Genomic DNA, 11,186 nt, shown 5'->3' with positions numbered 1-11,186 from the left:
TATAAGTCAGCTCTCCGCCTTCGACCTGATCCACCACCGCCTGTTTAAAAGTCAGAGTGTAGTCCCGTTGTGTTCGCTTAACTCGCTGATTCATCACATTCTCCCAAAGTTAGGGCTGGAATGTGTCAACTCTATTCAGGACGGGTCAAGTCTATAAAATTGGGATACAAAAAAGGGGCGCTAATTAGCGCCCCTTTTTGTTGCTGTGGTGACTAGGTATTCCCTGAGCCGCCAAATTGAGTCATCACTGGCCTGCTGCTTTTGCCGCTTCATCATAGTGGGCTTTGATTTCTTCGGACTTGCTGTCCAAAGTCGTAGCCTTCTTTAAGATGGGTAGGGCATTTTTGGCATCGCCATTTTTGTACATGATCCAGCCGTATGTGTCAGCGATAGCGGCGCTCTCTGGCTGTAGTTTATAGGCGTTTTCCGCCAGTTCCAGCGCTCTGGCGTCGCCTTTTTCAAAGTAGAGCCAGGAAAGATTGTTAAGCGCCACGGCATCATTGGGGCGGATCTGACGTAGCTTTTCATACTGCTCAATCGCTTTGTCGGGCATGTTGTTGGCTTGGTAGCCCATAGCAAGCAGTGTAATGGTTTGTGGGCTGTTTGGCTCAATGGAAACCCACTCTTCAAGTGGTTTCAATGATTTTGCGCCAGCCTGAGCCTTTTTCAGCGTTTCATGCATCTTGATCGCCAAAGATTGGCTTTGCTTCTGATACCAGGCTAGCTGAAATGCATTGATTGCTTTTTCAAACTCGCCTTTGCTGTAGTAATGGTCGCCTTCCACTTCATAGGGGAGGGAGGAGTCGCTAAATTCCTTCTTGATTTCGTTGAGCAGCTTAACGCCTGCAGCTTCATTGTCTGTTAAAAACTCTGTCTTAACGGGCAGTAGTCTCGCTTCTATACGATCAGGTAAAGTCTTGGCGACTTCTGTGGCCAGTTTACGAGCTTCTTCATTCTTTTGGGCTTTGATTAAGCTGGGAATCTCCAGCGTGGCGACCAGAAGAGTTGTGCTTTCTAGCTGTGACCCGGCAGAGTCGAGGCCTTTTGCTTTGCTCAAAAATTGACGCGCCTTCTCAAACTCGCCAGTGCGAGCATAGAACTCCGCCAGCGTCAGGCTGGGAGCTGCTGTGGTGGTAACGTTATTTGCAATTTCCTCTAAGTAGGAAGTGGCTTCGTCAAGCTTGTTAAGCTTGTTGGCGGCCTCGAACAGAGCGCGAATAAGCGCTAAGTCTTCGGGGAACTGTTTAACCGCGCCTTTTGTTTCGTCCAGTAGCTTGTTCCAGTTCTGGGTCTTTGCAAACAGCAGAATGGAATTGCGGTATGGCGTTTTCAGGTCTGGAGAGATCTTTTTGGCTTGCTCGAACGCCTTTTCTGCTTTATCGAACTGGTCGAGGCTGGAGTAGTATGCGCCCTCTGCATTAAACGCAAGGGCGCTATTTGGTATCGCTTTCTTCCAGTCTTCGATTTCTGATTTGGCTTGATCGCCTTTTCCTGCCTTGGCGTAAGCAGAGACCAGAAGTGCGCGAATGCCTTCGCTCTTGGGACTCTTGTCCTTACTGTCTGAGAGCAGGGTAATGGCTTTGTCGGCTTGACCATTGGCCAGGTAGGCTTTGCCCAGTTTGTCGACCAGCACAGTATTAGAAGCGTCCAGCGCCAACGCTTTTTCGAGTGCTTCTACGCCGCTGGCCAGATTGCCGGACTCAAGTTCCGCTACACCATAAATAGACAGTGAATCAGGGTCTTCTTTCGGTAACTTTTCGACCAGGCGAGCCGCAGCTTCAGGTTGTTGTAGCTTAAGTTTGGTGGCGGCAAGGGCTTTGGTGACGGCGCTGTTGACGTCTTCTGTGGCGAACTGGCTCAGATACTTGTCCGCTGCTTCCCAGTCGCCCTGCTGGTATTTCACCATGCCCAAAAGAACGCCCGCTTCTCTGTGGCCTGGGGCTTTTTCAAGAATACCTTTCAGGTACTCTTCAGCTTTTGCGTAGTCCTTATTCTTAACTGCTTCGAGCGCTGAGACATAGCTGTTCTTGATGCTGCCTGGGCCAGACTTATCCAGCACTTCTTGGTAGGTGAAAGCTTCAGCATGTTTGCCCTGGGCGCGCAATACTTCGATTAATTCCGAAATGGTCTGATACTTCTGCAGGGTCATCAGGTCATACTGACCAATGTCTTCCAGGGCGCGAACATAAGCGTCTTCGGCAGCAGGGAAGTTCTTCTCCAGGGCGGACATTTTTGCCTTCCAGAGCCATACATCGGAATCATTTGGTGCAAGGTCCTCTGCTTTCTTCAACTCTGCTGTCGCGCCGTCTTTATCACTCTGCAGAAATGAGGCTTTGGATAATCCAAGCAGTGCCTGGAATGATTTAGGGTCAGATTCCCGTGCTTTGGTATAGAGAGTGCGCGCGACGTCAGTGTTGCGCTTGGACAGCTCTATATCGCCTCTTACGATGTCTGCACGAGCTGACATGGTCGCATTGGGTTCTTGAATCTTGTCCAGCTCGGTCATGGCGTCATCAACTTTTCCGAGCAATAGAAGGGATTTCGCCAAGCCAACGTGAGCCTCATTTAGCTCACCCTTTGTGGCCGTTTCCGGCTGAACTTTCAGCATTTGCTCGTAGGCATCTTTTGCTTTAACGGCGTCGCCGGTGATAAGCAAAGTTTCGGCGATGATCAGGAAAGGCTTTCTGCTGGAAGGGTTGATGTTAATAGCATTTTGCGCTTCACGAATACTTGCTTTTAGCTGCCCTTGTTTTTGAAAAAAGCGAGCCTGATCCAAATGACTCTTAAACTGAATTTCTTCCTTGGAGGGGGCGCTGTTGTCTTGGCCGCTGCAAGCAACCAGAAGGCTGAATGCGGCCATAATTATAATTTTAAGGGATACTGCTTTTCGAAGTAGCATGATTGTTTCCTTGATTCACCCTGTATCAGGAGGACGAAATATTGTACTTATCGGTCAGGTTATACAGCGTCGGTCGGGTTATGCCAAGCAACCTGGCCGCTTTAGCCATATTGTTTTGAGTAGATTGCAGCGCTTGAATTATAGCCTGCTTTTCCGCCTCTTCGCGGACTTGGCGAAGATTCAGAATATCCCCGGCGAACTGAGGTTGTTCGCCGAGCTCCAGATCCTTGGCTGTTATTTTCTTTTCGTCGCACATGATGGTTGCGCGCTTTATTTTATTGATCAGCTCACGGACGTTGCCCGGCCATTCGTAACATTGAATGGCGCGAATAGCGTCGTCGCTGAACCCAATGACGCCCTTATCAAGCGTTTTTGTAAAGTTCTCCAGTAGTGATCTGGCGATGACAATGGAATCGCCCATACGCTCGCGCAAAGGAGGAACTTTCAAGGTGATTTCGCTGACCCGATAGTAAAGGTCTTCCCGGAAATTACCCTCGGCGATAAGCTGGGTGACTTCTCTGTGCGTTGCGCAGATGACGCGAACGTCGACCGGGATTTCTTTCATCCCGCCAACGCGCTCAATGACGCGTTCCTGTAGGAAGCGCAGCAGCTTGGCTTGCAGAGACATTGGCATATCGCCGATTTCATCCAAAAATAGAGTGCCGCCGTGAGCCAGCTCTATTTTTCCCTTTTTCATTTGAGTGGCGCCGGTGAATGCGCCTTTTTCATAGCCGAACAACTCGCTTTCCAGCAGATTTTCAGGAATAGCGGCGCAGTTGATGGCGGCGAAATTGTGGTCTGCGCGGGGGCTTAAATCATGGATAGCGCGCGCGAGTACTTCTTTACCTGTGCCTGTTTCACCAAGGATGAGTGTGGTGACATCGGCGGGGGCGATTTTYTCCACCGTTCGGCATACCTCCAGCATTTGTGTGCTGGAAGCGATAATGCCTTTCAGGCGTGAAGTGGATTTGCTTTGCTGAAGCTCACGGTTTTCATGCTCCAGTTCATACAAGCGGAAGGCGCGATTGACGACGAATGACAGAATGTCTGCGTCCAGAGGCTTCTGATAAAAATCGCTGGCGCCCATACCGATAGCCTTCACCGCATTCTCACGCTCTTCGCGGCCGGTTACGACGATGATTTTGGTCATCGGCGCAAGGGTGAGGATTTCCTGAAGCAACGCAAAACCTTCACTGGCTCCGCCAGGATCGGGAGGTAGACCCAGGTCAAGAGTAACGACCTGTGGTTCGACGCGTCGAAGATGCGACAGGGCTGATTCACGGTCGTCGGCGACGAAGACTTCTGTGTCCTCAAAACACCAACGCATCTGGCTTTGAAGACCCGGGTCGTCTTCAACAATGAGTAGTTTTTTCTTCACAGACTGATCGAACCTTAAAATTCCATGAACGGAGGTATGTAGTTTTTGGCGGTACATGTTAACAGGGAAATCCCCAAAGACAACAGAGGAAGAATGGCCTGTCAGGATATTTTACTACTTTGCTTGTCTTTACTGGTTAACCGCCTTCATATTGCTGAATCCGGGGGTAGGAACGGCGCCGCCAACGATGGGAATTTTGATCGTAAAACAGGTCCCTACGCCAACCTGGCTAGTCACATCGACCGACCCTCCGAGTTTGCGAATATATTCCCGGCTTTGGTATACGCCGATGCCCATGCCAGTTAACCCTTTGGTGCTTTCGAAGGGTTTGAACAACTGGCCTTTGATAAATTCATCCGTCATACCGCAGCCGGTATCCTGTACGAACACGACGACCCAGCCGGCGCTACGTTTTACGGAAATACTGACTTCGCCCGTTTTGTCCGTGGCGTCCTGCGCGTTCTGGATTAAGTGTATGAATACACTTTTGAGTTTGTCGCGATCGGCGGTGATGGAAATCGCTGAGCTTTCGCCGCTGAAAGAGGGATGAGGCTCGCGTTTTGACTCATAGGCGATGACTTCCTTAATCAGGCTGACCAGATCAAACTGGGTGATTTCGTCTCTGGTGACGGGGTTTCTGATTTGCACCAGCAGATGGTTCATTTTTTTCAGGGCGTGTTCGGTGGTGCGAATCATGTCGTCAATAAAGACGGGGTTGGTTTTATGCCTTTCCGCATTGTTCACCAGCAACGACAACTGAGCGATGATCGTTTTTAAATCATGCACCATGAAGGCGGAAGTTCTGTTGACCGCCTCAAACTGTTTTGACTCGGAAAGCCTATCCTGAGTCTGCAACAGCGCCAGATAGCCGCCAGCTTGACGGGCGACGATCTTCAATAAGTCGTAGTTTTCCCAGTTGAGTTCTATTTTGGCGATCGGCTCTGTGATCAAGACGAAGCCAAACAGGCTTTCTCGAACGAATAGCGGAACGATAAGCCAGGGTTTTTTGGTGTTCCAGATACAGTCGGGTATTTCCATGAGGTGATAGCGGGTAGGGTCGATCTGGTATTCCTTCAAGTTGACGACCCAGTCACCCTGGCTTAGGAACTCTATCAGCTCAGAGCTGACGTCGATCTTGTCGAACTTGATTTCACTCATGTTCCAGAAAGCTTTCGCCGAGAAGCTGTTGTCCTCGTCTCTTAACCATAATGCGCCGGCATGGCTCTCGACCAGGTTAGACATGACCCGGATGATTCTTTTTTCCAGCGCCTCATCGGAATCTAGCGCGGTAAGTAAGCGGGTGATACTTAGCCACTCTTCCCGGTAGTCATATTTGTAGTTAAAGAAGTGCTGGCTGATAAAAACCATTAATCGCGCACGTAACCAGGCGGAGCTGCCTAGTAGCACCAGAATAATGGTGGAAGAGAAGAAGAAAATAATCAGCAGCGCTTCGGACCAGGAACCGCCAGCCGTGTTGATGTAGTAGCCTCCGGCGGACATGATGAGGAGGTACAGGCCAGCGAACACGAGGGCGCTGGTATGGAAGACGAATTGTCTCGATATCTGTACGTCAATGGGCTGTTTGCGCGTGTTGACCATGGTGAGCGCCACTAGCGGCGCGCAGATGGTGTTTACGGCGCCCCGGGCGTCCCAAAACGGCGCGGAGATCTTGTTGAACAGCAATGCATCAGAGTACAAAAAGAAGTCATAGATATAAAAAGCGCCAATGCCCAGGCAGAGGTAGCGGATATTTGAGCGCTTATAGCCAGTGGCGTTGCGCCATACCTGCTCCAGCATGACCAGTCCCGCCAGGGAAACGCTGATTTGGCCGAGCAACAGCCACTGTCCTGAAATCAGCGGCTCGTCTGTAAAGCTTCGAGTAAAGCCCGCCACCAACATAACCGCCAATACGGCGATGATAGACATGCCAAGCCAGTACTGAGTCGGCGTATTGCTTTTTCTTGGGCTGAGATTGATGCCCAGTATGATGAAAAGCACGCCAATCCAGGCCGCGTTGCGAACGACCTCCAGGCAGTAACGGGTGACGAAAGAGGGGGCTCCGATAGCCTGCTGCGCAGCAAGCGCTCCCAGCCAGATAGAGGTGACCAGGCAAGCGGTCAACAACGCCCTGTCCACAAGGCGGCGCATATAACCCCTTGCGAGCAGAAGCGTAATAAGAAAGTAAACCAGGGCGCCAGTTGCGTGACTGATGGCTCCGAAATTAATAACCATACTGCAATACTAGGCCCGTCAAAGATGTCAAAGTCAGATCAGATGGATTCGTCAAGTATGCTGAAGGAAATGAAGGCTGTAAATATCGCTGTGGCGACGATGACCGGCAGGGATGGATTAGCCAACATAAATAGCCCGGAAATTAACCAGACATTCCTCACTATTTTCTTCTTCCACTTATACAGTCCTGTCGTTCGACGCAGGCTCGGATGCCTGCTCGCTTCCTCATCTGTAATGACTGCGCCTGGGTTGTAATACCGCTTCAGTGCGTAGTCCATTAAATCGAAGTGCCCCATGTCGACTTCTCCGCGTATGCGTTCGTCTTAAATAAAAAGTCTAGTACATACGTGAAGATGCCGCACAGGGCAAGTATGGGTCTACCGAAGCCTCTCAGCGTTATCCTTTTAAGTTACGGTAATAGCTGAAGATTTCATCCAGTGAATATTTAGGCGTGAACCCAAAAGTCGACCTGAATAGTTGGCCGTCGATGATCACAGGATATTTGAAATAGTTCAGCAAATAGGGAGGGAACGACTTAAGTTGCAGCATGTTGCTGATCAGTCTTGGCGCAATCGGTGGAATGGACCAAACTGGAATTTTTACGCAGTCGCAACGGTCCAGCGCTTCTTGGTAGGCGACCCAGTCTTCTGTCGCTACATTATAGATGCCCCGATGACCCTGGCTTTTGATAACGGCGACAATCGCGTCCGCCATGTCTTCAATATGGATGAACTGCATCATCGGGGAAAAGCCCGCCAGCACAGGGCAGTACTTGCTTGAGAGCAGCAGAGACATGGTGTTTCTGACGTCTGGGCCGACAATATTGCAGGGGCGCAGCACGGTGATATTCAAATCCGGGTACTTCCAGAGATAAATGTTGGCCAGATTCTCCAATTCCACTGAGTCGATCAGATCCATGGTCAACTCCGCGGCTTTGAGAGGCGCTCCTTCATCAATCAGCGCAGGATTGTAGGCGTTGGCTCCGTACACATGGTAGGTGGAGAGAATAATCACCTTGTGGATGTGATACTTATGGCACAGGTCCAAAAGACGGTGAGAGCCAAGCACGTTGGAGTTGTACCGGCGCATCCTGTTTTCTTCGCTGGCGATCATCCTGCCGAGGTGAATAACGCCGGTGATGTTGTGCTTGCGGAAAATGTCCTCAAACCCGCGCTTGTTGACGTCGATCCGATAGCTGGGAACATCGTCGCCCAGATACACCTGTTCACGGAAATCCACTGCGATGACTTTGTATTTTTCCCGTAGGCGCGCAATGACTTGTTGGGCGAGGGCCCCTGCCGCTCCGGTAACAAGTAACTCAGGTTTGGTCTTCTTTCTTCTTGCGGCCATTAAAATACCCTTTTCCGTTCATGTAGTCCCTTGTCGATCAGGCGGCTGACCTCTGTCTTCACTTTATCTACGCGCTTGGTCACTTCGTCCTCCGTTATTTCTCCAGGCTCGAAATGTAGCGGCTGACCAAAGTTCAAAATGACCTTCGCCGGGAAAATAAAAGGAACGGCGATGGGGGCGTAAGGAATGCCCAGCATCTTCGCCAGCGGAGCGATATTGGCGATGGCGGGAATAGTCTCTTCACAGCCAACCACGCCAACCGGAATAATTGGGGCGTTATGCTGCATGGCGAGGTGCATGAAGCCGTTGCCGAAACGTTTCAGTTGATATCGGTCCCGGTATAGTTTGCCTGAGCCGCGGACGCCTTCAGGAAAAACGATGATGGCTTCCTCCCGTCCCAGCATTTTGGCGCAATTTACGGGGTCGCCCAGTACGGCGCCCATTTGGTTGAGCAGGTTGCCGATATAAGGGACTGTGGGGAAGAAGCGCTCGATCATTGCGCGGGGGATGCGGGGGCTGTCTTTGCGGGTGGCTAGTGCGTAGGCGATCAGAACGCCATCAATAGGAAGCTGGCCGCTGTGATTGGCGACGATCAGCGCAGGCCCGGATGCAGGAATGTTTTCAATACCGTGGGTTTCAACCCGGAAATACTTCTCGAAAATGGGTTTGAACAGCGCCATTGCGACGATATTGGTGTCTACATTGAGGCCCCAGGGATCGTATCCGAGAGTTCCGACAGGTTTAGCGATGTTTGTATATTGGCGCTCCAGTTCCTCTGAAACAAAAATCCTTCTTAAAAGGGGGCGTAATTTCATGTCATTTATCCTTGGCGACATTGCAGCGTTTTTCTTATGTCTTATGGGCCGCTAGTATATCGATAAGGATGCATTGATGAAATCTGAAGCTGCATCATAAGCTTCTGATTTTGGCGCTAAATACTTTCGTTATATGAGTTTGTGAGCGAGATCAAAAAAACCCGAAACCCAGGGAGAGGCTTCGGGCTAGAGGTGTGAGTAGTATCCATGAAAGACTTCCTACATGACTGACCAGCAGGGTTGAGCAAGTCAGTCATCTTAAGTATTGATCTTTTACACATATTTACAAATCGAAAACGATTATTTTTTAATCATATTTTCTTATAACAATATAAGTTGCCTTTCATGAATGATATATAGGCAGGCAGATGGATCAATTATTCCAATTTGTCCTGATAGCCTGGCAGATCATCGATATAGAAGTCGCTCTCCTCGGGAGAAAGTTTCTCGTTGCCGCTCCATGGCAATAATCGATAGCGGGACTTGCTGTGGGAAAAATCAACAAACGGATACTTGATGATGTCGAAGTAGGGGGAGTAATCAAAGTCGCTGGGCGTACACAGCTTCGGATTGCGGCGGAAAAGCTGAATGCCCTGCGCAGAGGTCTTTTTGACCAGAGGAAGAATCGGGTACTGAATGGAGTTAAAGGCTTCCGCAATCATCGTGGAGCAGACAGTTTCCGTAGGCAACCCGGGGTGAGAACGAAACAGAGAGGAGCGCCAGCGTCGGGGCAGGATGGTCCAGGGCAGTAGAAAGCGAAACAGGTCGAAGATCTGGCGGATGTTGTAGTTGGCGCCCAGTTGCCGGATCGCATAATTCAGAACATTCTGCGCGTCCTGATAATTCAGCTCTCTGGGCCGGCATATGCGGACATGATCACGGTCGTAACTGGACAGCGGCCGCACCACGGTTCCTCGGCCCAACTCACTTTCGACGATTAGCTGTATATTGGGTTGGCCATCGTAGTATTCGGAAATCCGCTTGCGCGTATAGGGGCTTTCAACTTCATGCAGGCGGCCTATATACAAGGCGGCGTGAGACCAGCGGCTTTGGGTGACGACCTTGATGACTTCGCTGACTCGTGAGCGACCTTCCACCAGAATGACATCGCAGGGACGAATCTCATGACGCAGGCGGTCGAAATTGCTCAAAGGGATTTCAGCGGCTGGTTTTTCTCTGACCAACCAGTCAACAAGCGTATCGAAAACTCCGGTTTTTATGCCTGCGCCCATTTTTCTACTTTGCGCCCACCTGTAAAAATCCTTTATGTGTTGATTACGTCGCCAGTGATAGTCCCCATCACTTTATACTAAATATATAGCATGGGCTTTATATGGCCGCATAGCATGAAAAAGCGGGTTTATATATCTTTAGCGCCTTTATCTTCCGGGCTTGTATTTTGCGCGGCTCGCAGCTCTCTTTTCCAGCTTTGCACCGCCACCTGTTCTTTGGACAGTTCAAGAATATCGACAATGAGTTCTATTACTTGGTCGTCCAACTGCATTAAGGCGCCGCCGCTACGCAGGTTAAGTTGTTCAAAACTGCTTTTGACGCCGTCAATATTGTCGGGAATCTCCAGATCTTCCAGCAGGTTGGCGATGGTGCTGACTACGATGTCGGCGATGGTGTCCTCCAGTCTGCCGGTGATATTGCTGCCAATAAAAGGAATGGCGTTGACCCGCCTGAAATTGGCATGAGACTGCATGGCGTCGGTGAGGCTGCGACGCAGCTTGGCGACGAGCGGATTATCCGGGTTAGAGCGCATATTGCCGGACAGTTGGGTCACCATATGCGACCAGGTTTCCGCCAGTACAGGCAGCCTTGGTTCGACGATTTTTTCCGCAATACGCCGTCCTATTTCGGAGTCATGACGCAGGTCTTCCTGGATGCCGGAAATAACCTTAACCACCACCCGATCGCTAAGTTCTTCGAGGAATACGTTGTAGTAAAAGGCGAAAAACGTGAACAGACGCGTGCTGGTGACGTCGATAATTTTATATTTATGCAGACGATAAATAATGGAAAACACGCGCAGGAAACGCAGTAGTCGGGTGGAGCCCAGCGGTATGCAGCCAAGCAGGTCATACCAGTGCAGAAAGGGAAAGAAGTACCAGCGCTCGAATGTTTTCTCTTTGATGGCGACAAACCAGCGCAGCATAAACTCCGAGATAAACAGAGAGACGAAAGCGAGGTCCACCAATAAAAAGTTCTCATGCATCAACACCAGGGGCTCATGCAGCCAAGGGGTGTAGTTGCGCGTCAGGAACTGCATCGCCGCTGTATCGAATAGAGCGTCAATAATGATCAGGGACAGGTTAATGATCAGCATAAAGAGCATGAACAGATCGAGGGCGATCCATATTCCCTGGCGGCTTTGCCTGAGGTGCTCGTAATCGACTTTTAGCAAACAGCGCTCCTTGAAGTTGTGTTTATTTAATTAGATAACACGGCTAGCCTATTTAATAAAGGCGTTCGCGCGCGTTAGTATGTCGCATTATTTGGCGTGCGGCGT

General features: G+C 50.2%; 8 protein-coding genes. All 8 read right to left on the bottom strand.

Annotated features, from left to right (window positions below):
• Positions 1-244: 244 nt before the first annotated feature.
• Positions 245-2,899 carry a tetratricopeptide repeat protein gene (locus KP814_RS24245; RefSeq protein ID WP_216739197.1) on the bottom strand — a complete coding sequence of 885 codons (2,655 nt, stop codon included), beginning with the start codon at positions 2,897-2,899 and terminating at the stop codon, positions 245-247.
• A 25-nt stretch (positions 2,900-2,924) separates the two neighbouring features.
• A complete protein-coding gene (gene prsR, locus KP814_RS24240; protein WP_127971430.1) occupies positions 2,925-4,277 on the bottom strand; it encodes a PEP-CTERM-box response regulator transcription factor in 1,353 nt (450 codons plus the stop codon).
• 129 nt (positions 4,278-4,406) lie between these two features.
• On the bottom strand, positions 4,407-6,509 hold the full coding sequence (prsK, locus tag KP814_RS24235; protein WP_216739196.1) for an XrtA/PEP-CTERM system histidine kinase PrsK: 2,103 nt from the start codon (positions 6,507-6,509) through the stop codon (positions 4,407-4,409).
• A gap of 38 nt (positions 6,510-6,547) precedes the next feature.
• Positions 6,548-6,805: a hypothetical protein gene (locus KP814_RS24230; RefSeq protein ID WP_216739195.1), complete on the bottom strand. Its 258-nt coding sequence runs from the start codon at positions 6,803-6,805 to the stop codon at positions 6,548-6,550.
• 100 nt (positions 6,806-6,905) lie between these two features.
• Positions 6,906-7,859 carry an SDR family oxidoreductase gene (locus KP814_RS24225; protein ID WP_216739194.1) on the bottom strand — a complete coding sequence of 318 codons (954 nt, stop codon included), beginning with the start codon at positions 7,857-7,859 and terminating at the stop codon, positions 6,906-6,908.
• A complete protein-coding gene (locus KP814_RS24220) occupies positions 7,859-8,674 on the bottom strand; it encodes a lysophospholipid acyltransferase family protein (RefSeq protein WP_216739193.1) in 816 nt (271 codons plus the stop codon). The genes KP814_RS24225 and KP814_RS24220 overlap by 1 nt, the downstream gene beginning before the upstream one ends.
• A 377-nt stretch (positions 8,675-9,051) precedes the next feature.
• Positions 9,052-9,906, bottom strand: a complete 855-nt coding sequence (locus tag KP814_RS24215) for a YiiX/YebB-like N1pC/P60 family cysteine hydrolase (protein WP_216739192.1) — start codon at positions 9,904-9,906, stop codon at positions 9,052-9,054.
• Between the two features lie 128 nt (positions 9,907-10,034).
• Positions 10,035-11,081 carry a hypothetical protein gene (locus KP814_RS24210; protein ID WP_216739191.1) on the bottom strand — a complete coding sequence of 349 codons (1,047 nt, stop codon included), beginning with the start codon at positions 11,079-11,081 and terminating at the stop codon, positions 10,035-10,037.
• Positions 11,082-11,186: the final 105 nt, after the last annotated feature.

This window comes from Hahella sp. HN01 (assembly GCF_018986435.1).
Classification (GTDB): Bacteria; Pseudomonadota; Gammaproteobacteria; order Pseudomonadales; family Oleiphilaceae; genus Hahella.
The sequence above is the reverse complement of the archived record's forward strand: the minus strand, read 5'-3'. Positions and strand labels throughout refer to the sequence as shown.

Excerpts from the sequence above, each read along its gene's own strand:
- KP814_RS24230 (WP_216739195.1), bottom strand. The coding sequence starts at position 6,805 with ATGGGGCACTTCGATTTAATGGACTACGCACTGAAGCGGTATTACAAC.
- KP814_RS24245 (WP_216739197.1), bottom strand. The coding sequence starts at position 2,899 with ATGCTACTTCGAAAAGCAGTATCCCTTAAAATTATAATTATGGCCGCA.
- KP814_RS24225 (WP_216739194.1), bottom strand. The coding sequence starts at position 7,859 with ATGGCCGCAAGAAGAAAGAAGACCAAACCTGAGTTACTTGTTACCGGA.
- KP814_RS24215 (WP_216739192.1), bottom strand. The coding sequence starts at position 9,906 with ATGGGCGCAGGCATAAAAACCGGAGTTTTCGATACGCTTGTTGACTGG.
- prsK (WP_216739196.1), bottom strand. The coding sequence starts at position 6,509 with ATGGTTATTAATTTCGGAGCCATCAGTCACGCAACTGGCGCCCTGGTT.
- KP814_RS24220 (WP_216739193.1), bottom strand. The coding sequence starts at position 8,674 with ATGAAATTACGCCCCCTTTTAAGAAGGATTTTTGTTTCAGAGGAACTG.